Origin of the sequence: Methanoregula formicica SMSP (assembly GCF_000327485.1) — an archaeon.
GTDB lineage: Archaea > Halobacteriota > Methanomicrobia > Methanomicrobiales > Methanospirillaceae > Methanoregula > Methanoregula formicica.
The window spans coordinates 1,287,194-1,309,227 of the sequence record NC_019943.1 but is presented as its reverse complement, the minus strand read 5'-3'; the positions used below and the strand labels follow the sequence as shown (position 1 = coordinate 1,309,227).

Annotated in this window: 24 protein-coding genes; 15 read left to right on the top strand and 9 right to left on the bottom strand. The window is 54.5% G+C overall.

The window, feature by feature from the left end:
• The first annotated feature begins 58 nt into the window (after positions 1-58).
• The 12 genes from METFOR_RS06700 to METFOR_RS06645 all read left to right on the top strand — a co-directional run bounded on the left by METFOR_RS06700 (position 59) and on the right by METFOR_RS06645 (position 11,243).
• On the top strand, positions 59-1,027 hold the full coding sequence (locus METFOR_RS06700) for a replication factor C small subunit (protein ID WP_015285355.1): 969 nt from the start codon (positions 59-61) through the stop codon (positions 1,025-1,027).
• 19 nt (positions 1,028-1,046) lie between these two features.
• Complete coding sequence (locus METFOR_RS06695) at positions 1,047-3,158, top strand: minichromosome maintenance protein MCM (protein WP_015285354.1); 2,112 nt, start codon at positions 1,047-1,049, stop codon at positions 3,156-3,158.
• 8 nt (positions 3,159-3,166) lie between these two features.
• Positions 3,167-3,505 (top strand): dihydroneopterin aldolase family protein, encoded by a 339-nt coding sequence (locus METFOR_RS06690; RefSeq protein ID WP_148277618.1) that lies wholly within the window; start codon positions 3,167-3,169, stop codon positions 3,503-3,505.
• Positions 3,492-4,322, top strand: coding sequence for a TatD family hydrolase (locus METFOR_RS06685; RefSeq protein WP_015285352.1), 831 nt, complete (start codon positions 3,492-3,494; stop codon positions 4,320-4,322). Before METFOR_RS06690 ends, METFOR_RS06685 begins: the two co-directional genes overlap by 14 nt.
• 43 nt (positions 4,323-4,365) lie before the next feature.
• Entirely contained in the window at positions 4,366-4,659 is a 294-nt protein-coding gene (locus METFOR_RS06680; protein ID WP_015285351.1) for a DUF424 domain-containing protein, read from the top strand.
• Positions 4,656-5,699: a 60S ribosomal export protein NMD3 gene (locus tag METFOR_RS06675; RefSeq protein ID WP_015285350.1), complete on the top strand. Its 1,044-nt coding sequence runs from the start codon at positions 4,656-4,658 to the stop codon at positions 5,697-5,699. Before METFOR_RS06680 ends, METFOR_RS06675 begins: the two co-directional genes overlap by 4 nt.
• Positions 5,700-5,702: 3 nt before the next feature.
• Complete coding sequence (locus METFOR_RS06670) at positions 5,703-6,581, top strand: class I SAM-dependent methyltransferase (RefSeq protein WP_015285349.1); 879 nt, start codon at positions 5,703-5,705, stop codon at positions 6,579-6,581.
• Complete coding sequence (gene coaBC, locus METFOR_RS06665) at positions 6,578-7,732, top strand: bifunctional phosphopantothenoylcysteine decarboxylase/phosphopantothenate--cysteine ligase CoaBC (RefSeq protein WP_015285348.1); 1,155 nt, start codon at positions 6,578-6,580, stop codon at positions 7,730-7,732. Before METFOR_RS06670 ends, coaBC begins: the two co-directional genes overlap by 4 nt.
• A gap of 206 nt (positions 7,733-7,938) precedes the next feature.
• Positions 7,939-8,805 (top strand): pantoate kinase, encoded by an 867-nt coding sequence (locus METFOR_RS06660; RefSeq protein ID WP_015285347.1) that lies wholly within the window; start codon positions 7,939-7,941, stop codon positions 8,803-8,805.
• Positions 8,802-9,533, top strand: coding sequence for a 4-phosphopantoate--beta-alanine ligase (locus tag METFOR_RS06655; RefSeq protein WP_015285346.1), 732 nt, complete (start codon positions 8,802-8,804; stop codon positions 9,531-9,533). Before METFOR_RS06660 ends, METFOR_RS06655 begins: the two co-directional genes overlap by 4 nt.
• Positions 9,520-10,515 carry an AAA family ATPase gene (locus METFOR_RS06650; RefSeq protein WP_015285345.1) on the top strand — a complete coding sequence of 332 codons (996 nt, stop codon included), beginning with the start codon at positions 9,520-9,522 and terminating at the stop codon, positions 10,513-10,515. The genes METFOR_RS06655 and METFOR_RS06650 overlap by 14 nt, the downstream gene beginning before the upstream one ends.
• Positions 10,512-11,243 (top strand): class I SAM-dependent methyltransferase, encoded by a 732-nt coding sequence (locus tag METFOR_RS06645; RefSeq protein WP_015285344.1) that lies wholly within the window; start codon positions 10,512-10,514, stop codon positions 11,241-11,243. The genes METFOR_RS06650 and METFOR_RS06645 overlap by 4 nt, the downstream gene beginning before the upstream one ends.
• Before the next feature lie 1,014 nt (positions 11,244-12,257).
• Here the strand turns inward: METFOR_RS06645 and METFOR_RS06640 are convergent.
• Positions 12,258-13,586 carry an AIR synthase-related protein gene (locus tag METFOR_RS06640; protein ID WP_015285343.1) on the bottom strand — a complete coding sequence of 443 codons (1,329 nt, stop codon included), beginning with the start codon at positions 13,584-13,586 and terminating at the stop codon, positions 12,258-12,260.
• Positions 13,587-13,627: 41 nt separating this feature from the next.
• On the bottom strand, positions 13,628-14,584 hold the full coding sequence (locus tag METFOR_RS06635; RefSeq protein WP_015285342.1) for a tetratricopeptide repeat protein: 957 nt from the start codon (positions 14,582-14,584) through the stop codon (positions 13,628-13,630).
• Between the two features lie 543 nt (positions 14,585-15,127).
• On the opposite strand from METFOR_RS06635, the gene METFOR_RS06630 reads away from it, so the two are divergent.
• The gene (locus METFOR_RS06630; RefSeq protein ID WP_015285341.1) at positions 15,128-15,685 is read left to right on the top strand and encodes a hypothetical protein; all 558 of its coding nucleotides are present in this window, start codon (positions 15,128-15,130) and stop codon (positions 15,683-15,685) included.
• On the opposite strand, the gene METFOR_RS14820 is transcribed toward METFOR_RS06630, so the two are convergent.
• Entirely contained in the window at positions 15,666-15,857 is a 192-nt protein-coding gene (locus METFOR_RS14820) for a rubredoxin (RefSeq protein WP_015285340.1), read from the bottom strand. The genes METFOR_RS06630 and METFOR_RS14820 overlap by 20 nt on opposite strands.
• Positions 15,858-15,959: 102 nt before the next feature.
• A complete protein-coding gene (locus tag METFOR_RS06625; RefSeq protein ID WP_015285339.1) occupies positions 15,960-16,520 on the bottom strand; it encodes an endonuclease dU in 561 nt (186 codons plus the stop codon).
• 38 nt (positions 16,521-16,558) lie between these two features.
• Here METFOR_RS06625 and aglJ point away from each other — a divergent pair, with 38 nt between their 5' ends.
• Entirely contained in the window at positions 16,559-17,488 is a 930-nt protein-coding gene (gene aglJ, locus METFOR_RS06620; RefSeq protein ID WP_015285338.1) for an S-layer glycoprotein N-glycosyltransferase AglJ, read from the top strand.
• Between the two features lie 81 nt (positions 17,489-17,569).
• Here aglJ and METFOR_RS06615 read toward each other — a convergent pair whose 3' ends face one another.
• From METFOR_RS06615 to METFOR_RS06595, 5 genes are read right to left on the bottom strand one after another with little or no spacing between them, the layout of a single operon-like run.
• Positions 17,570-18,106, bottom strand: coding sequence for an aldolase (locus METFOR_RS06615; protein WP_015285337.1), 537 nt, complete (start codon positions 18,104-18,106; stop codon positions 17,570-17,572).
• A gap of 60 nt (positions 18,107-18,166) precedes the next feature.
• On the bottom strand, positions 18,167-18,817 hold the full coding sequence (gene npdG, locus METFOR_RS06610) for an NADPH-dependent F420 reductase (protein WP_015285336.1): 651 nt from the start codon (positions 18,815-18,817) through the stop codon (positions 18,167-18,169).
• Position 18,818: 1 nt separating this feature from the next.
• Positions 18,819-19,091 (bottom strand): thioredoxin, encoded by a 273-nt coding sequence (gene trxA, locus METFOR_RS06605; protein WP_015285335.1) that lies wholly within the window; start codon positions 19,089-19,091, stop codon positions 18,819-18,821.
• Positions 19,092-19,145: 54 nt separating this feature from the next.
• A complete protein-coding gene (locus METFOR_RS06600; protein WP_015285334.1) occupies positions 19,146-20,603 on the bottom strand; it encodes a preprotein translocase subunit SecD in 1,458 nt (485 codons plus the stop codon).
• Positions 20,600-21,451: a protein translocase subunit SecF gene (locus METFOR_RS06595; RefSeq protein ID WP_015285333.1), complete on the bottom strand. Its 852-nt coding sequence runs from the start codon at positions 21,449-21,451 to the stop codon at positions 20,600-20,602. The genes METFOR_RS06600 and METFOR_RS06595 overlap by 4 nt, the downstream gene beginning before the upstream one ends.
• A gap of 216 nt (positions 21,452-21,667) precedes the next feature.
• On the opposite strand from METFOR_RS06595, the gene METFOR_RS06590 reads away from it, so the two are divergent.
• The gene (locus tag METFOR_RS06590) at positions 21,668-21,979 is read left to right on the top strand and encodes a DUF2551 domain-containing protein (protein WP_015285332.1); all 312 of its coding nucleotides are present in this window, start codon (positions 21,668-21,670) and stop codon (positions 21,977-21,979) included.
• Positions 21,980-22,034: the final 55 nt, after the last annotated feature.

Genomic DNA, 22,034 nt, shown 5'->3' with positions numbered 1-22,034 from the left:
AACGCCAACAAAATAGTGATCAGTTACAAGAACAATTTTCCCGCAAAGATGATCGAATATGGATGAGTCCCACACGATCTGGATAGAGAAATACCGCCCGCAGAAACTTGCCGATATCGTAGGACAGGACGAGATTGTCGAGAGACTGTCCTCCTACGTCCGGAGCGGGAACCTCCCCCACCTCCTCTTCACGGGCAGCGCGGGCGTGGGAAAGACCACTGCTGCAGTAACGCTGGCACGGGAATTTTTCCGTGACTCGTGGCAGATGAACTTCCGCGAACTGAATGCATCGGATGAGCGGGGAATCGATGTGGTAAGGAACCAGATCAAGCAGTTCGCCCGCACCACACCACTTGGAGAGGCCACATTCAAGATCCTCTTTCTTGACGAGGCCGATGCCCTGACCACCGATGCCCAGGCTGCCCTCCGCCGCACGATGGAGAGTTATGCCCAGACCTGCAGGTTCATCCTTTCCTGCAATTACTCCTCAAAGATCATCGATCCCATCCAGAGCCGGTGTGCAATCTATCGTTTCAAACCGCTCGGGCCGGAAGCGGTGCGGGAAGAGGTGCGCCGTATCGCGAGCCGCGAGGGGCTGACAATCACCGACGGGGCGATGGATGCGATCGTCTATATCGCACAGGGGGATATGAGAAAGGCCATTAACGCATTGCAGGGAGCAGCGATCATCAACCCGGCTATTGACGAGAAACGGGTCTATTCCATCACGTCAACGGCCCGTCCCGAAGAGATCGACGAACTGCTCAGTCTCTCATTAACGGGAGATTTCGACGGCGCAGAATCGCTCCTTGCCCAGCTCCTCCATGAGCGCGGTATTGCACCAAACGAACTGATCAACCAGATGTACCGTGCCCTCCTGAAACGCGAGATGCCCCGGGAACTGAAAGTGAGACTCATTGACCATCTCGGGGAATCAGACTTCCGGCTTTCGGAAGGCGCAAACAGCGATATCCAGATGGAAGCACTGGTTGCACGGTTCGTGCTCTCCTCCCAGGCAGGGCACTGAGGGGTAACAGGAGCAGGATATGGAGAAACAACCGGATCTCCACGAAGGTGACAGGACTGGCGACTGGACCCGCCTCCTGAAGACGAAGTACAAAAAACAACTCGGGGAGTTGTCGCGCGAGTACCCCCACAAGAGATCACTCTCGATAGACTACCGCGATGTAGAGCGGTTCGGTAAACCGGGTATCGCAATGGCGGACGAGCTTCTCGAGAATCCCGGGAAGGTGCTCGAAGATGTCTGGGATGCCATAAAGAACGGCCAGCTCGTCCGCACCAAGGATGGCAAGGAACCCCGGGAGATCAATATCCGGTTTACCAACCTGCCGCGAAAGACCTTAATCCGCAACATCCGCTCCGATGATATCAACCGGTACATTTCGGTCGAGGGGATCCTCAGAAAGACAACGGAAGTACGGCCCCGTGTTGTGGAGGCCGTGTTTCGCTGCCCGGCCGGCCACTTCACGGTAAAACAGCAGAAGTACGGGAAGTTCATTGAACCGGACGGCTGTGCAACCGACGGGTGCACCTTCAAGAAACTCGAACTGCTGCCCAAGCGTTCGAAATTCGTGGATTCCCAGAAACTCCGGATCCAGGAATCGCCGGAAGGCCTCCGCGGGGGGGAGCAGCCGCAGACACTGGACATCGATGTCACCGATGACCTCTCCGGCATAGTCTCCCCCGGTGACCGGATCATCATCAATGGCATCCTGCGCTCCATGCAGCGGGTAGTCAAGGGCGAGAAGAGCACGGTCTTTGATATCTTTCTTGAATGCAACTCCATCGAGGTTGCCGAAAAGGAGTTCGAGGAAGTCGAGATTGATGAGAAAGCCGAGGACGAGATCAACCGGCTCAGTAAAGACCCGATGATTTACCGGATGATCACGCACTCTGTCGCTCCAACGATCTATGGGAGCGAGGATGTGAAGCAGGCAATCGCGCTCCAGCTGTTCGGCGGGATCGCAAAAGAGATGCCGGACGGGAGCAGGCTCCGGGGCGACATCCACGTCCTCCTCATCGGGGACCCGGGTATCGCAAAGAGCCAGCTGCTCCGGTACGTGGTCAAGCTCTCTCCCCGGGCTATCTACACGAGCGGGCAGTCTTCAACGGCCGCAGGACTGACTGCAACTGCCGTGAAAGACGAGTTCGGCGAAGGTCGCTGGACTCTTGAAGCCGGTGCCCTCGTGCTCGCTGATATGGGTGTCGCCGCTGTTGATGAGATGGACAAGATGGAGAAGGGCGACCGCTCCGCCCTCCACGAAGCCATGGAACAACAGTCCATCAGCGTTGCAAAGGCCGGCATAACGGCAACGCTCAAGTCACGGTGTGCCCTCCTGGGGGCAGCCAATCCCAAATACGGCCGGTTCGACATGTTCGGCGACCTTTCAGACCAGATCAACATGCCCCCCTCGCTCCTCTCCCGCTTCGACCTGATCTTCATCATGACCGACCAGCCTGAGCAGAAGCGTGACATGGCGATCGCCGAGCATATCCTCAAGGCACACAGTACCGGGGAACTGATTGCCCAGCACAAGAAGACCCCCATTCCCGGAGTTACGGACGAGTACATCCTGCAGCAGCTCAAGCCGGTCATGCCGGATATCGAACCGGGGCTGTTCCGGAAATACGTAGCCTACTCAAAACGTTCGTGTTTCCCGCTGCTCTCGCCTGAGGCCCGTGATGCACTGGTTGCCTATTACATGAAACTCAGGGGGATAGCGGAACCCAATAAACCCGTCCCTGTTACCGCCCGGCAGCTCGAAGCCCTGGTCCGGCTTGCCGAGGCGAGTGCGCGTATCCGTCTTTCGAGCACGATCGAGACGAGCGATGCGGAGCGGGTGATTCACATTGTTGACGCGTGCCTGAGGCAGATCGCATATGATGCAAAGACCGGTACGTTCGATATCGACAAGGTTGTCACCGGCATCTCCAAGGAGAAGCGCGACATCGTCCGGGTCATCAAGGATGCCATCCGCGATATCGGGGGAGAAGGGCGGCGCGCCGGTATCGATCAGGTCATCGATGCCGTCAGCGCAAAAGGGTTCCCGCGGAACAAGGTGCGCGAGGGTATCGAGATGCTCCTGCGGACCGGGGAAGCGATGGAGCCCAAGAATGGTATCATTCAGCTGATATGAGGTGTTTTTTGACAAACGACAGGGAACAGGCAGTATTTGAAGCGGGGATCAAACTCGGGGCGCTGTATCACCAGTGGGTAGGAACTCCTATCTCCCGCATCTCGGCGGCAAGTGTTGAGAAGGCGATCGAGCAGGCAGTGATCCTCCAGCCTTTTGTCGAAGAGATCACGGTCCGGCTCGACCGTTCGCTCATGAACGAGAACCGGTTCGGGTACAGCGAACTCTCCGGCATGATGTTCGATGTCGAGATCATCACCCGTGTCGGCTTCACGTACTGCCGGGCCCGGCTTTCACCCGAGAACGGGTACCCGCTGATGAAAATCGTGGACTGCCATGAAATCTCCTGAGTTCCCGATCACGGACGACCACATCCACATCGATCCGGTCAACGGAAGAGGAGTCGAGGCGGCAAAGGACTTTTTCCGGGCCGGTGGCACCCACCTGTTTCTCGTATCCCTCCCCTCCTGGACACTGGGCATCCATCCCTCAACCGGAGCCGATTATGCCCGGGTCTTTGACGAGACCCTCCGTGTTGCAGAACTTGTCGCCACAACGGGCGTTGTCGTCTTCCCTGTCCTGGGCGTCCATCCTGCCGAGATCACCCGGCTTATGGAACGGATGCCCATTGCTGACGCGGTTGCGACCATGCAGGGTGGGATCGATTGCGCTGCCCGGTATGTCCAGGAAGGACGGGCGGTGGCCCTGAAGAGCGGGAGACCGCACTATGACGTGAGCCCGGAGATTCTCGCTGCATCAAACGCTGTGCTTGCACACGCTCTTGCCTGTGCAGCGGACTGCGGGTGCGCCCTGCAGGTCCATGCCGAGACGGGTCCCTGCAGCGACATCGCTGATCTGGCCAGGAGGGCCGGCGTACCGGTGAAGCGGGTCGTGAAACACTATGCCTCACCCGATACCCCGCTCCATCCGTCACTCATCGCAAAACATGAAGGGATTCCTGATCTCATTAAATCCGGCCGTCCTTTCACCATGGAGAGCGATTACATGGACTCCCATGAGCGGCCGGGCGCTGTGATCGGGCCAAAGTCCGTCCCGAGGTATACCAGACAGCTTCTTGCAGCGGGAACGATGACGGAAGAGGACTGCTTCCGGATCCACACCGAGACCATCCAGGATGTCTATGGCGTGACCATCTCGCTATCGTGATACCAACCCATCTTTTTTATCCCTGCCCGCCAATGAGTGATCAATGTTTCTGAAGATCCACCATTCCCCGGAGATGGGGGATGTTGTAGCGGTCTGCGACCGCGAGCTCCTCAATACAACCATAAGCCACGATACGATGACAGTCACCATCAGCGAAGCCTTCTATGGAAATACGCCTGCAACAGAAGCGGAAGTCCGGGCTGTGCTGAAGAACGCAGGGAATGCAAACCTCATGGGGGAGCGTGTTGTCAGCATGGCTATAGAAATGGGACTCTGTACCCGCGCCGGCTGCGTTATGATCGGGAAGGTCCCGCACGCCCAGATCTACCAGCTATGAGCATCCGTGACAATTTCTGTCCCAAGTGCGGGAAACCCTCCGATACCGCAGGACTCTGCCGGGAATGCCGGATAGGAAACACACCATGGTTTACCTGCGATAACCGGGTCAAGAACGTCCAGTGTCCCAGTTGCGGAGCCAGGAAACAGGTGAACACGTGGATCGATAACAACCGGGAGAGAGATGAACTTGCACCAGATCTTGCCCGTTCAGCGGTGCACTTCCATGCAGACGTAAAAAAACCATCCATCGATGTTGTGGCAGTGGACAACCTGACCGTGAACCGTTCCCGTGCCTCGCTGGTTGTACGCGGGACACTCTACAAATCACCGGTTGAGGGTACCTGCACGGTCGAAATTCTCTGGGAGAAGGAACAGTGCGACCGGTGCAACCGGATCAGCGGCAGTTACTATGAAGGGGTTGTCCAGGTCCGGGCCGAGGGGCGGTCTCCCAGCACATTCGAAGTCCAGATGTCGGCCTCCATCGCACAGCAGGTCGAGGACAACCTCCAGGCTGGCGGGGAGCGCCTCTCTTTTGTCTCGGACATGAACGAGATCCCGGATGGTCTCGATATCATCATCGGCTCCCAGCATATCGGTCTCCTGATCGCCCAGGCTATCGTTGCCCAGCTTGGCGGGCGCTATACAACGCACCCGAAACTCGTGGGTGAGAAGAATGGCAGGCAGCTGTACCGGATCACCTACTCCGTCCGCCTTCCCCGGTTCCAGAAGCACGACATCGTCTTTACCGGGAAACGGTATTATGAAGTCGAGCGTGTCGAAGCGCATCATGTGCGGGCAAGAGACCTTTCCGATGGCACAGCGAAGTCGATCCGCGATGAGGACATTGAGCGGATTGTCGGGAACTCGCGGAACACCATGGAGGCGCTCGTCGCATTTGTCGACAGATCCATGGTCGGCATCATCGATCCGGTCTCCAGCCGGTCCGTCGAAGTTGCCCGGCCGAAGCAGGCCGAAGTCCGGGCCGGCGACCACGTCAGTATTATCCGCGATGGCGACAGTCTCATCATAGTCAGGTAGACGATGCAGGCCCGGAGAATCAAACGGGAGGATCTTCCCCTCGTCAGGGATGCAGGATGGGCCGATCCGTCACGCAGCCCGTTCGTGGATGGCGATAATGCCTGGGTACCCGTGCGGCAGGGAGAGGAATTTGATGCAGATATCCCGGAACGTTCGCGTTATGCCGGCCGGGGATATTACATGGCTGGAGATGTGGCTGTAGTTCACGGAGACCGCCCTTCGGCTGTTGAGGTTGAAGAGATCATCGCGTTCCGTCGCCCGCGGGGCATTGTCTGGATCGAAGCGCTTGAAGATGTTACCCGCACCCCGAAGACTGAACTTCTCTGGGGAACTGCGGGAGAAGTCCGCCATAAAGAGAACGGCTACCTGTTCATCATGGACCCGCAGGAGGTCATGTTCTCCATGGGCAACCGGAACGAGAAGATGCGCATTGCCCGGCTGATCCGCAGTGGCAGCGGACATGAGAGAGTCGCGGACATGTTTGCCGGGATCGGGTATTTCACCATCCCCATGGCCGGTGCCGGGGCAGAGGTGCATGCAATGGAGATCAACCCTGTGGCATTCAGGTATCTTGAACGGAATGTTGCCGTTAACCGGCTTGCAGACCGGGTTACCACCGGGCTCGGCGACTCCCGTACCCTTCTTTCCGGCACCTATAACCGGATCGTCATGGGGCATTTTGATGCCGTGACCATGCTGCCGGAGGCTCTCGCCCATGCTGAGGCAGGATCGGTCCTGCACATCCACAGCATCGGGCAGGTTGAAGGACAGATCCGGTCGGCCGCTGAAGGCGCAGGTTTTTCATCTACCATCCGGGTACATAAAGTGAAGAAGTACCGCCCGCATGCCTGGCATGTGGTGCAGGATGTGACCCTCTCATGACACCCGTTCAGATCCTTTCCGGAAAACAGGTTGTCCTTGGTGTGACCGGCAGCATCGCTGCCGTCGAGTGCGTCAGGCTTGTACATGCACTGCGGAGAAAAGGGGCAGAAGTCCAGGTCGTGATGAGCAATGCCGCTGCCGGCATCGTAACGCCTGATGCCCTTGCCTACGCAAGCGGAAGGCCGGTCATCACCCGGATCACCGGCCTTGTCGAGCACGTAACGTACTGTGGTGACGGGGGGAGTGCCGCGCTCCTGCTCATCGCGCCGTGTACCGCCAATACCATCAGCAAGATCGCCTGCGGAATCGATGACACCCCCGTCACGACATTTGCCACAACCGCTATCGGCAGCGGCATGCCGGTGCTGGTTGTCCCGGCCATGCACCACAGCATGTTCCGCCACCCGGGCCTCACGGACAATATCGAACGGCTGGAAAACTGGGGGATCTGCGTTCTTCCTCCCCGCATCGAGGAGGGGAAAGCGAAGATTGCGGATATTGATGAGATTGTCCTCGCATCTGAGCGGGCGGTATCGGAAAAACCGCTTGCCGGAAAGCGCGTTCTCATTACCAGCGGCCCCTGCCGCGAACCGGTCGATGACGTGAGAATCCTGACCACCCGGTCGAGCGGGATGATGGGGAAATCCCTTGCCCTCCAGGCATTCCGGCTGGGGGCGGAGGTCACCATTGTCCATGGGGATACCGTGCCCTGCATAACGAACATCCATGCCTCCACAGCGGATGAGATGCGGGATGCGGTCATGAGCGAACTGACTGCATGGGGAGGCACCGATATTTACATCAGTGCTGCGGCAATCTCCGACTTTGCCCCGGTGCCGGCAGAGGGAAAAATCCGGAGCGGGAAACCTGCGAAAATTGCTCTTAACCCCCTGCCGAAGCTCCTGGACACGGTCCTTGAGGGTTACGCACCGTTCACGGTAGCCTTCAAGATCGAAAGGAATCCTCTCGCCCCGGCGAAAGCATTACTGAAAAAAGGCGTCTCACTTGTCCTGATGAACCAGCCGGAAACAATGGGGAGCGCAACCGGGGATTACCAGCTGCTTTCGCATAAAGGATCGCGCAGGATTTCCGGAACGAAAGATGAAATAGCCGCGGAAGTATGGGAGCAGATCCTTTCGGAAATCCGGTAACTACCCCGTGATTCGTCCATCTTCCCGGTCATTCTCTGACAGATTTCTCACAACTGCCATTGCACCGGCTTTGGTCGTATTCATAATTTTCCAGGAACAGGTCCGTTCCCGCACGTTGCATGCGTATCATTCCCGGCAACGTCTCCCGCATCCCCGCAATCCCTTTTAGCCCCGCAACGCAAACACGTAGTACAAAAGGCCCAGCCATGAATCCATCCGCGGTTACTGCATTCTGCCCGGGTCATATCTCCGGCTATTTCAGGCGTATCAATGGCGCGACTCCTGCTGCCACGGGCAGCACCGGGGCGGGGATCGTTATCGACAGCGGAGTCACGGCAAGGGTGACACGATCCCCACGTACGGAGATCCGCATCATCCGCCGGGATGCACAGGGAAAGACCCGTGAGCAGATCGCAGGCTCGCCCATACTCCAGTTTATCATGGACCGGCTGGGTGTCACTGCATCGGTTGTCACGGAATGCAGCCTCCCTATCGGGGCCGGTTTCGGCCTCTCGGCCGCAGCCCTGCTCTCAACCCTGACAGCGCTGAACCGGCTCTTTTGTCTTAACCTTTCGGAACACGATATTGCCCTGAACGCCCATGAGGCAGAGGTCCGGTTCCGCACCGGGCTTGGCGATGTTGCTGCATGCCAGGGCGGGGGCTGGGTTGTCCGTGACGGCCCGGGGATCGATGCGCGAATCCACCGGAGGTACGATCTTACCGGCCCGCTTTTTGCGATCAGCTTCGGACCGATCCATACGCCATCGGTCCTTGGTTCACCCCGGCAGATGGAGCGTGTGGCCGCTGCATTCCCGAAGAGAACGCCCCGGTTTGGCAGAGACCTTTTTTCTCTCTCGCAGCAGTTTGCCGTACAAAGCGGCCTTGCAACACCGGAAGTCCGGCAGGTGATCCATCTCTGCAGTACCCGGAACATCCCGGCAAGCATGACCATGCTCGGGAATGGTGTGTTTGCGTACGGCCCGGGTGCACGCTGCATTCTCGAACAGTTCGGAGAAGTCTTCGAATGCCGCGTTGCCCATTCAGGGGCACGCATTATCGGAGAATCAGCATGATCCCACCCGACCACCCCCGCTACCGGTCGCTTGTTACCCGGGAGCGCCTTGCCCGGTGTGCAAAGGAGGGCGTTGTTGCCATGGAAGGACTCACTGCCCATGGACGCGGGGAGGCCTTTGACTACCTGATTGGCGAGCGGACAACCGAGAGCGCCCTGCTTGCAGAACAAACCGCAGCGGCAATGCTGCTTGCAGCCACGCGCCCGGTCATCTCGGTGAACGGGAACACAGCGGCTCTGGCAGCACAGGAAATCGCAGAACTGCAGAAGGCCTGCGGTGCAATTGTCGAGGTCAACCTCTTCCACCGTACCGAGGCGCGGGTGGCACAGATCGAGAAGATCCTCCGCGATGCAGGTGCAGAGGTCTTCTTTGGACCTGCCGAACAACTCCTCCCCCTCTCCCATGACCGTGCGTGGTGCCGGAGGGAGGGCATGTATACAGCAGATGTCGTCCTTATCCCGCTCGAGGACGGGGACCGCTGCGAAGCACTGGTGGGTATGGGAAAGAAGGTGATCGCAATCGACCTCAACCCGCTCTCCCGGACAGCACGGAAGGCAACGCTGACGGTTGTTGATGAGGTGACCCGGGCCCTTCCTGCCATCGCCCGGGCCTGCCGGGATCTTTCCGCTGAAGAGAAAAGCCGTCTTCTTTCAACGCTTGACAACCATTATCTTTTGTCGGAAGCAATACGTGAGATAACTGCGAGGTTATCCCATGCTCTGGATTGAGAAATACCGGCCGTCAGCATTTGCGGAGATCGTGGGACAGGATGCCGTTATCCACCACCTTGTCTCGTTTGCCACCACGAAGACCTCCCCACACTTAATTCTCACCGGGCCGCACGGCACCGGGAAGAGTGCTGCGGTCGAATGTTTTGCCAGGGCACTGTATGGCGAGAACTGGGAGCAGAATACCACCATCTTCCAGACTTCCGATATCTTCCACCAGGGAAAAGCACTGCTCGAACAGGATGAGCGGTATGCCCATATTTACCAGAAGAACCTCTCGCTGATTGCCAATTTCAAGTACATCATCAAGTGGTATGCATCTCTCAGGCCTCTCGATGCAGAGTTTAAGATCCTTGTCTTTGAGGATGCCCATACCCTGACCCGCGATGCCCAGCAGGCGCTCCGCCGGATCATGGAGCAGACCAGCAGTACCTGCCGGTTTATCTTTACCACAACCAATGCGAGCGCAATCATCCCTGCTATTGCCTCCCGCTGCCTTCCGCTCTTTTTTTCCCCGATCGATCAGGATAGCATGCTCCCGTACCTGAAACGGATTATGGGAACGGAGTCTTCGCAGATCTCACCCTGCTCTGAGGATGATCTGGACCTCATCGTCCAGGCTTCCGGAGGCGATTTGCGCAAGGCTGTCCTGCTGCTCCAGGTCGCACTGGCAACCGGGAAATGCCAGAAGATCCTTGAAGTTGCGCAATCGGAGACTGCGACAATAGCGGGTTCTGCGGTAACGACACTCAAAGAAGGTGATACCAGGGGTGCAATGAGACGGCTCGAATCCCTGTTGATTGATTACGGCCTCTCGGGAAGCGAAGTCCTTTCCGAGATCCGTACGGTCATAAAACGCGAGTACAATGACCCGCGATTAGCTGTCACCCTTGCCGATGCTGAGTTCCGGATGCGGAACTCCAACAATGAATTCATCCAGGTCGGTGCGCTCACCACCCGGATGCGGGAGATCCTCCTATGACCCGGGTAAAGCAGCAGAAGATCCAGGAGCACTATGATTCCGTTGCAGGCACGTATGACGACCATTACGATCACCTTACCCGGGGCCGGCCGTATCATAACCACTTAAGCGATCACCTTATCAAAGCCCTGCCACAAAATGGAGACCTGCTCGATATCGGCTGCGGCACTGCACTCTTTGTGGAAAAATACCTGCGGAACGGGGGAACAGCGACAGGTCTCGACATCAGCGGGAAGATGCTCAGTAAAGCGCGCGAGCGGTGTCCCGGTTGTACATTCGTTGCCGGAAACGGCGAGGCCCTCCCGTTCCAGGACCAGTCATTTGATGCCATCTCAAGCCTTCTCGTCTTCAGTTATGTGAAATCACCCGAGACCATGCTTGCTGAGGCCTATCGTGTACTCCGGCCCGGGGGAAGTATCGCAGTCTGCACGCTGGGTAAAAAACTCATCACCAGGGGGATACCGGCGCTCTATCATTTCAGCGAGAAAGTAAAATTCCAGCACGTGGTGATGAAAAATTTTGGCGAACGATACTACAACGAAGAAGAGATGACACGTCTTTTTTCCGAAGCGGGTTTCGATGACATTTCCGTGAAATGGTGCTCCTTTGCCCATATCGACATGATCGATCCGCTCTTCTCCCTGGCTTCGAAACTCGAACCATTCGTCGAGAAACGCGTACCCCAGCTGGCCTTCAACATATTCGTCTCTGCAAAAAAACGCAGATGAGGCTCTGGAGAAATCCGTCCCACAACCATTGAAAGTCCTTTTTTAAATTAGGCTTATTTTTGTGATCAGGGGCCATTTTGAACCCCTTTGTTTTGACCGTTTTTTTATGGGTGTCGCGAAGTTGACTTATTCGACCGGATAACCTGACATAAACTTGCGGAAACGCTCATTTTCGCCTCCGATTTTGGTGGTTTTACGATAGCAGGCCCAAATTGCGCTAATAGAACCCTAACAGATCGCGAAAGTCACCTGCGATCGGGCTCTAGAAGGGGGTTCTGGTGGCCGGATCGCCGGATCCGGGGGCCGGGGGATTTCTGCCACTAATACCTGGAACCCGGGAATCTGTCTCGGGCGTCTCTGGTTTTTTCTGATGGAATGTTTTGAAAATTACGTTCTGTTGAGGATCTTCAGACCAAGACACGAGAAGAATCTGAAACGTTCTTCAAGTCATCGAATCCCGAAGGGTTGAGATGCGTGAAGACCCTGAAACGTTCTTCGACTCAGGGATTCGAACTTGGAGAAGTTCATCAGAACCTCGACCATGAGAAAAGAGACAGAAGCCGACGTTCGAAAAACGCATCCGCGTTCATCTCATCCTCCTGGTTTTTAAACCAGTCAGAGGCGCAAGGATGGCAATTATCTGGAAGGATCTTTTCTACTGAACGATAGATGAGTGAGAATCGTTTCAGAGAAAATTCCTGTCGCAGTTTCGCTGTTTGGATTTATCTTGTTCCTTTGGCTCTGGAGATCTCCTTCTCACAACGCACTCAGTGGAATTACGAGTGTGACCCCCTCTCTCCCCCAGAGGGGGAGTCCGAATGGTCCATCAGGACCATGAGGAAGGAGAAGAACCCAAAAGGTTCTTCGAGGCAGCCCAAGGGGGCAAGCCCCCTTGACCCCCAGGCTTCAATTTTATTGAAAGCCGTGTACTGCTTTGTTCCACGGGGCGGAGGGTCGGAAGACCCCGAGCGCCCGTGGCTCCATCCCTATCTAACGCTATCCCATACAAATTTTCTACAGAGCCGTTCCTTTCAGTTTTGCAAGCACGCGTTCCTTCTTCCGGATCGCCGCTTCCGATGCCCGGACAACCTCATTTTTCATCTCTTCGAAATCACGAACTTCCGTGTCCGCGACCTTTTTTACCGGTGTGTATGCGGACTCGCGGAACCGTGGCGAGAAATCATGGTCCCTGCCATCTCTGCGGAGCACAGCTTCAGATTTCCCGGCCTCGACATGACCTATCTGTTTCATGGTTACTCCCGCGGATCCGACTGCCCGGATAATTTCCGCTGCCGCATCCTCCGGGGCAACCACCAGCAGGGAGTCCAGCGAAACGCCGAGATAATCTATCTGGAGTGCTTCGAGCATCTCTTTTACCTGGGGCTGGACAAGGCTTCCAATCCCGGTCTCGTCAATGATAATCCGGCAGCCGGCAGTCTCGGCCATCTCGAATGCATCCCCGCGAAGTCCTCCATTGGTAACATCGGTCATCGCGTGAATGCGGGAGAAGACAGGATTCTTCATCAGCGTCTCGCACGCAAAGAGGAAATTCAGGTTTATGGTCTGCTCGACAACCTCGGGGAACCCGGAGTAGATCGCAGCAGTCGCGATTGTGCCACCGCCAGCGCCCTCTGTCATAAGGAGAACATCCCCTGGCCGGGTGGACTTCCTCGCTGTGAGGTGCTCTGCAACTCCCACCGCGCCGACACAGCCGGTGAGCCGGGTGCCGAGCACCATATCGCCACCGATCCGCAGGGTGGATCCGGAAACAAGCGGAACATCCATCGCTTCCCCGACCGTTGTAATCCCTGCCGTATAGTCAAAGATCTTGGCCACGTCGCCATCATCGGCAACATGGATATCGGAAAAGAGCATGACGGGCTTTGCACCCATCACATAGGCATCCCGGAGCGTTGCCCGGGTAACATGAAATCCTGCAAGGAAGGGGAAATCGGAGAGCCGTGAGTGCATTCCATCAACGGTACAGACAATGTACTGGCCGCCGGCCTTCACAACACCGGCATCATCCATCTCGTCAACTCCTACCGAGGCTGATGTCTTGCCGATGATGCGGGCGATCTGGCGGTGCGCAAAAAAGTCCCCTTTGCCCCGGGAACCCACGCCAAACTCACCCATGCAGACACCTGCCGGTTCGAACTCGAAGAAATCGCCCTTGAGCCCCCCGGAATTTTTTGCTTCCTCTATGACTGCATGCGCAAAGGCAGATGCATACGAGGGGCTGCACCCTTTTATCCGGACAATATGATCGGCAAGGCTTTCTTTGAGGGCGCTCTCGTTCCTGCCTTCGGCAAGACCCCTGCGGGCATACTCCTCAACATCCATGTATTCCGGTTCGTGGAGCGGGCATAAAAATGCGGAGTATCCTATCGCAGGAGAATGCCCAGAACTTCAGAGAAAGCGTGAAGAGCATCGTCGACCTTCCCGTTTTTCAGGAGCGACATTCCTTTAACCAGACCCGTACGGACATCCTTTACATCAATGTAATACGCCATATCAAAGGCGCGGGCCGATTCTTCGAGCCGGCCGGTGAGAAAACAGGAGTTGCTCAAGACAACCCAGGCATCGGCAATGGCAGGATCGATCTCGAGCGCTTTTTCCAGAACCGGTATCGCTTCAGAATGCCGACCCATGAGCGAGAGTGTGAGCCCTTTCCGGTACAGTGCTTTTGCGTGTGCCGGATCAATCGAAAGAGCACGGTCAAGGGTCTCAATCGCATCCCGGTATTCTTTCAGGTGGATGTGCGCCACCCCCTTGTTGACGAGAGCTGAGAGAAAGAACGGATAGATCTTCAGGGCGCGATCATAACATGCAATCTCCTCTTCGTAGCGCTTCAGCTTTCCGAGCGCAAATCCCTTGTTCACCCATGCGGACAGGTACCGGGGCCGCACGGCAAGTGCGCGATCACAACAACTAACCTCTCCCTCATGCCGGCCAAGCATGCCCAATGCAACACCCTTGTTGTTCCATGCCGTTGCATTTTCCGGATCGAGTGCAAGCGTTTGTTCGCAGCAGTGTATTTTCTCCTCAAACCGTGCCAGCATCCCGCAGGCGAATCCACGGTTGTTCCATGCATCGACATTATGGGGATCCAGCGCGATCGCCTTCTCGCAGCATTCGATCTCTTCTTCGTAGCGTCCCTGTTTGCCCAGGGCAAAACCACGACCCACCCATGCGGGAGCAAACGATGGATCGGCTTCAAGAGCACGAGTGAACGCCTCCAGCGCCTCTTTATGCTGCCCGCTGCGCCCAAGCGCAAGGCCTTTGGAGTAATACTTCCGGCAGTCTTCTTTCGAATTGGAATGAGGATTTTGGGGTGACATGAGCGGCACGGGAATTCCGGGAAACAACACGGGGGCTTTTACCAGAAATTGGTTCACGGGATATTTATTATCAGCAGGTCATGGGCCGGGATCCCGATCACCAAAGTCTTTTCCCGAATTTTTTTGGGGGAGACCCTGCTGATATTTTTTCCATCGCGATCGTGAGGTGTCAGTTGATGAAGCGATTATCGGATAATTATCCGACAAAATTGTTCATTTACCGGCGTGAAGCGGTGTAGCGATCAACCGGATCCTGCCTGAAAAATGGTGAGCAGGCGGGAAGGGGGTGGTTGATTTTTTTCCGGAGATCGATTCTGATACCGGGTAATCGTGTACGTATTCACTCAGGTTTGTGGTTGATTTCGTAAAATACCAGGACTCATGATAATTGACTTGTGGAGCACGGATATCTCTAAGGTAGGAAGAGAACCTGTTGCTGCACCGATCCCCAGAATGGTGAAGAGAGTGTGAGAGTCTATTGTAAAAATTTTATTGGAATTAATTCATAAAAAATATTAATAATTATTTTAATAATACAATGTGATGCCCGAGCGAGAACATGCATCATCTGCAATCCACGGGTGCATTTTCCTCATTGCACTAACGGTTATCCTTGCCGCACTTGTTTTGCTCATGATACCGAAACTTCCGGCGTATTCTGCCGAGGAGATACCGGTAATTTTTGAGATCGTGACGATGAAATATACTAACACCGGGAGCTGGAAATATGAGAACAAACTGATTGTGAAAAACTCCGGAACCATAGCATATGACAACCGGAAACTCTCTGCCATTACCTACCGGAACGGCGAGCGTCTTCCCTGTAAAATACCCTATATCAATTTCCAGTATTACATCGATAACAAACCGTTGGGAATCCAGAGAATCGGGGGGATGGGGACCGATGATTCTTCCTGGGTCCCGGAAGCAACGATTTTTATCGATTACTCCCAGGGGACATTCCGTCCCGGGGACACGATTCGGTTCGAGGTCTATGACAAAGAGACCAACAAGATTATTTCAAGCGATACATACCCGGACAAAGAAAAAACACGAGAGGAAAAAATGATGGAAAAGTATCTCAGTCGTCTAGGCGCCTGAAGACACCCTTCTTTGCTTTCAGTATTTTGCATTCAGGACATCGCCATGTATCAGGGACCTTTTCCCAGGGAGTTCCTGCCGGGATTCCATTCTTCGGGTCGCCTTTTACCGGATCATAGATATAGTGACACTCAAGACAGACCCAGCGTGCAAGCTTTTCTTCCACAACCATGGGGAACAACTCCATTCGAGAATCGTATATTTATACCAATCATTTTTCTTTCGTTTATTTGAAGTCACCTCTCGGGGCAAATTTTTCCTCGCGTCATGGTTTTTACGGGACGCAAAACGAGCACGAACGGGCGCAGAGGCGGGCCACCCGCAGGGGTTCCGGGATCCCCCCCTCGTGCGTATAATCATTACAGAGACGTCCTGCATTATCCGGTGTGATCCCCCAGCTACGGAGATAGATAGTCTGGCCCGTGTGCAATCGAACAGGAATACGGGCCCCCAGATTTTGATATGCCAAAAGCCGTATTTCATCATGAGGAAAATGGTGTCGTATATCTTCTGCAAGTCCCTCTGATTCTTCATAGGTAACGCAAATAACCGGGACACCGGAAACTTCTGCAATCCGACCGGGATCGATGACATTGAACCAGGCAATGACACAGCCGGACAGGAGAATGACATTCAGGTCTTTTCTCCGGAGATCATTGACCATCCCAATGATCGTTTCGGTTGCATCCATCCCCCCGACCGTTGCATTCCCAAAACAGAACCCGTCAATGCGGAGGTCCTTTCTCATCACAACCCCGGCAAGTGTCGAACAGGTCCTTCCGGTATAACTTTCTGCAATTCCCAGCGCTCTCAGCCCTTTCTTGGGCAGATGCATAGAAGCACTTATGACACCGGATTAAAAATACTATACCAATGAAATTCAACAAAGAGGAGGTCTGCATTTTAATTCCTACCCTGAATGAGGGGCCGACCATTGGCGGGGTGGTCAGGGAATTCAAGGCACTTGGCTATAACCACATCCTTGTCATGGATGGCAGGAGCACGGACAACACGGTGAAGGTTGCCCGTGAGGCTGGTGCAAATGTCCGGACGCAATCCGGGAAAGGAAAAGGAAATGCAATCATCGAGGCATTTGAGGTCATCGAACAGCCCTATATTCTCATGCTTGATGGCGACGGCACCTACTCTGCCAGAGATGCGGAAAAGATGCTTACACCCCTGTTCCTCGGGTTCGACCAGGTTATCGGCGACCGCCTCATCAATGCCGAAGAAGGTGCTTTTTCCCGGATGAACCTCTTTGGCAACCATATGCTCAATATGCTCTTCAAGATCGCCCACAGCCGCGACCTGCACGATATCTTATCGGGATACCGGGCGTTCACGAAACTTGCCATCCACCAGATGCACTTAAAGGAGAAGGGCTTTGAGATCGAGACCGAGATCTCGGTGGAAGCCGTGAGAAACGGCCACCGGATCATGGTTGTCCCGGTAAAATATTCCCGTCGCCCCGGCACTGCAACCAAACTCTCCCCGTTCCATGATGGCATGAAGATCGTCAGCACCATATACCGGCTTGCACGGGTCAACAACCCGATGTTCTACTTCGGAATGATGGGGCTGTTTACAACCCTGCTCGGGTTGCTTACGGGACTCTACGTTCTGCTGGAATGGTTACAACCCGGCCATATCGAGCATATCCCGCTCACAATCCTTACGGTGCTCCTTATCGTTGTAGGGATTGAGATCTTCATGTTTGGTGTCATCAGCGACATGCTGCTGGTCTTCCACCGGGAAATTATCCGGGAGATCCAGCTCCTCCAGCCCCCAAAACCACCAAAGTGATTTTTTCATTTCCTAATTCTGCATTTTCTCCTATCAACAGAGATTTACTACGAAAAAAGAACGGGATCGGGGCGCTATCTCTTACTGAAAAAAGTGTTTTAACGCGATTACCCGGCACGAGTGGTCGGCAAGCGATGTCAACTGAAACGCTTCATCAAGATTCTTTCCCGCCGCAAATGTCCCATGCCCCCGAACAATGACCAGTTTTGTTGTTTTGAGAGCTGAGACTACGTTATTGGCAAGTTCCTGCGTGCCCGGTGCTCCCTCAACAACGGGAATTTTCGGGCAGAACATCTTTCCTTCACTGTCTTCCGCCAGGACCGCATCCCTCACCAGTGATGCGGCTATTGCTGCCTGGGGATGAGCATGAACGATGGCCTGGTGGGAAGAGTTCCGGTATACATCACTGTGGACACGGTACTCGCTGGATGCATTTTTTGGGACAACCCCGACAAACGGGACGAAGACCAGTTCATGGACTTCATCCAGATAATCACCGGTCCGCTTGATATAAAAGCCCTCATCTCCTTTACGGACACTGATGTTACCGAAGTTGCCGCCAACGAGGTGCTCGGCAAAGAGTCGTTTTCCGATCCGCTCGAATTCGCGTACAGGCACAGGGTACCGCTCCTCATCTCGTACTATCATCAAGGGTAAGCGCAATGAGAAATGGAGAGATTATCGGAACTGAATCCCGACATCCCGCATCTTGTTATACCGGGCAATGTTAAGCAGCAGGGGGGTCAGGGACTCAACCATAGATGAGACTGCAAGAGGGCCGGCGTCAAATGCCTTCAATCGTGATACCTTGTTCACGATATCCATGACAATTTTCTTTGCTTCTGCATCATCTCCACAAACCGGTACGGAGTATTCGAGTTCCTCGTCCAGCGCCTTCCACTTGTTTGCTGCAATCGTGTTGAATGCTGTGCATAACCGGGCATCTTTTGGCAGGATCCTGCGGATCATGAGTGCTGCTGATCCTTCCGCGGGAGGGACAAAAATGAAATGATCGGTCTTTTCCATCGGATTGACCGGACTGACGACGATCTTGTTCTCGAATCCATGGAGGGTTGCAAGTGTCGATGCGGCATGCTTGAACGGGATTGCGAGAATTATCACATCCGCAGCATCCACTGCCTCCTGGTTTGTCACACCTTTCATTGAGCAGGGTTTTCCCCGCTTTGTCATCTGTTCCCTGCCCATGGTGCAGGTCGCTTCCGCCTTATCCTGCTCCCGGGATCCGACAATCACATCATAGTAAGGGGAGAGGCGCATGGCCATACCTTCGCCAATATCCCCGGTTCCGCCAACAATTCCGATCTTCATGTTATCCCACCAGTGGTTTCAAGAGGTTTTCCAGGGTGGGAAGATCCGTTACTCCCTCCATCGACTGGACGACCTTGCCGTCTTTTTCGATGATAAGGGTGGGAACGACCCGGATCCCGTATTTTTCCGCAAGGTCCATGTGCTGATCCACATCAATCTTCCGGATCTCGACTGCATCTCCCATCTTTTTTGCCAGATCCTCGATGATGGGTGTCTGCATCTTGCAGGGCCCGCACCACGTGGCAAAGAAATCAAACAACACCGGTTTGCTCATTCAGATATACCCGGTAGAGTTGTCGATGAAAAAAAAGATAAACCTATGGTATTGTTACTTGGAGAGGATCTGCATGATGATCCTGCCATAAGCAGGCCGGGTGATGATGACACCGACCAGCACACCAAGGATGGTGATGATGGCAAAACCTTTCAGGGTTGAGAGATCCATCAGGGCCAGCGGGATCATTGCGATAACCACAGTCGCCGCTGCGGCAACAATGATACCAAGTGCCCGGGCAAGCCGTTTGAGATAAAGGTTCGGTGAAGGCACCTTCCCCTCATGAAGGATCTCATCCGTGATGATAACCAGCTGGTCAATACCCGTTCCCAGGACCGCGATCAGACCAGCTATTGTGGGAAGGTCCATCTGGAACTTGATGGCTGCAATGAAACCAAGCAGGATGACGACTTCTGAGGCATTGATGAGCACCATCGGGAGGACTATGCTGGGCTCGCGGTACCGGTAATACACTGCACAACCTACAGCAATAAGTGCACAGAGACCGGCAAGGATACACATCATTTTATAGCGTTCGCCAAGGGGCGCGGATGTGCTTCCCGAACCTGCAACGGCAACATCAACCGGGAGGGCCCCGGCACGCAGGTGGATCTCCAGGCTCGTTGCCTGGTCGGATCCGGCATTGCCGGTACCGGTAGATGCAACCATCCGCCGTGTCGAAGTTGTCTTCAGCGATAATGCAAGATCCGAACTCAGTGGCGCCGAGTACACGGTCTTGTTATCAAGGATCATTGCAAGGTAGTGGTTATCCGGATCCTCGGTTGCACCGTACCTGATTGCAGCGTCCTGGAACGCCTGGGCACCTGCTTCACTTAAGGTGAATTCAACACCCCAGGAATTTGTCTGGAGATCTTTCTGGGGTCTCTGGACGCTCGTGATCACATCACCGAAGAGCACATGTTCCGTCTGGTTACCGGTGGTCTGGATCCGGATCTCGAACTTCCCCTGCTTGCCGACAATCTCCTGTGCTTCCGCCATGTCGACACCGGCAAGTTCAACGCGGATATACCGGACGACATTATTTAAACCAGCCAGGGTGTTGACCTTTGCGTCTTTGGTTCCCAGACTATTGATCTTGGTTTCAAGAATCGTCTTTACATGGCTGCCGGTATCCTTGGAAACCCCCTGCTGGTAGCTGGTAAGCTTCCCACCTGCTTCGGCAAACTTCTGCTCCAGTTCTGCCTGGGTGTAATATTTCCGTATCTCGATATGGTTTGCGTCGATCAGTTCGACATCCGCATCAAGGCTGTTTGAGAGTTTGGTGACGAATTCCTGAACCGGTTCATCGGTTGTAAACCCGACTACCTCCGCACGAAGCTCAAGCTGGATCCATGCTCCCTGCTGGAGGTCAAGGCCGTACTGGAGGTTTGTTGCAAGGTTGCCCTTCTCGTCAATGTGCGGTCCGATTGCAACGAGCGAGAGAATGACAAGGATAATCAGCGTTGCAACGCGCCAGTCCGTCAGGATCGCTTTGATTTCAGCGGAATTCATCGTACACCTCCCTTCTGGACGTACCATTTCAGGATGGCCGCATTGGTCAGCCAGGTATTGATGACATCAAAGAGAAGCCCGATGAGAAGCACTGCAGAGATCTCCATGAGAATCTGGATTGAGCCAATCCAGGATACAATAAAGAGGGCGGTGATAGCGGCAAAGGTGGTTGAGGTCATGACGATTCCTGTGTGGAAAGCCCCCGCCAGTTTCTCCTGCAGTTTTCCCTGGCGTTTCAGTACACGGTTCGTCAGGAGGATATCGCTGTCCACAGAGTAACCAATCAGCATAAGCAGGGCTGCGGTTGTACCCAGTGTCAGAGTAATCCCGACAAGGTTCATCGCTGCTGCGGTCATGACGATATCGGCAAAGGCGGATAACACAACGGCAACACTGGGAACAAAGGTCCGGAACGAGAGAAAGACCACGATTGCCATGCCGATAAAGGAAAAGATCAGGGCAATGAACGCCTGGTATTGCAGTGATTTACCGAATGTTTCGCTGATCTGGCTGATGCTGGCATCCGGGTATTTCTGACCGACCAGGGTGACAAGCGATTTGGACTGGGCATCATCCATGGTTCCAAACTTGAGGAACTTCGCATCGTTCATGTCGCTGATCTCGGTGAGGGGATACCCTGCAAAGACAGCACGCAGATCATCCTGCGTATCAGTAGTCCTGATAGTAACCGCAGTGCCTCCTGAAAAATCAAGACCGGGTGTGACCGGCATTCCCGTCGACATCATGTTGAAGCCGATGAAGAGAAGGGAAAGGACCAGGAGTACAAGCGGGATAACTACCAACTGTTTGGGAGAATATTTCTCGATGTTATAGTTGATCAATCCCATGTCTTACTCATCTGTTGATGCACGATTAAATAGTTATCAGGTCGTTCCGGTGAAAGCGATCTATTCCACCGACGTAACCGGGTTCGCGCGTAGGGGCAATTTCATGATTGCGCAGAAAATTTTTGTTTCTTTTTTAATTGGCGGAATTTGCTAAAGGGGTTTTAAAATCGCGCAAAATCAAAAATTATATATAGAACGACCATTGACACTAGATGTATGAGATCTCCTTCCGAGATCAAGAGAGTCGTTGAGGGCCGGCTCCGGTCATACCTGTCCCGCGACAGGACCGGGATCCGGCGCGAAGTCCTCCGGCTCTTTGTAAAGTCAAAAGCGATCACCATCGCTGAACTGGTGGCCATTCTCCAGAAACAGTTCACCGTCACCTTTCATGCGATTGCATCGATGGTTGGGATCATCGCTTCCCGCATCGGGATCCTGCGTGCAACGCGGAATTCCGATGGAGTGAACAGCTACGAGCTCAAGGAAAAGTATGTCGACATCGTAACAAGGATTGTCAGCACTGCCTGAAACAGGCCTTTTCCGATCCATAACCGTTTTTACCCGGCCATTCCTATGCTAAGAG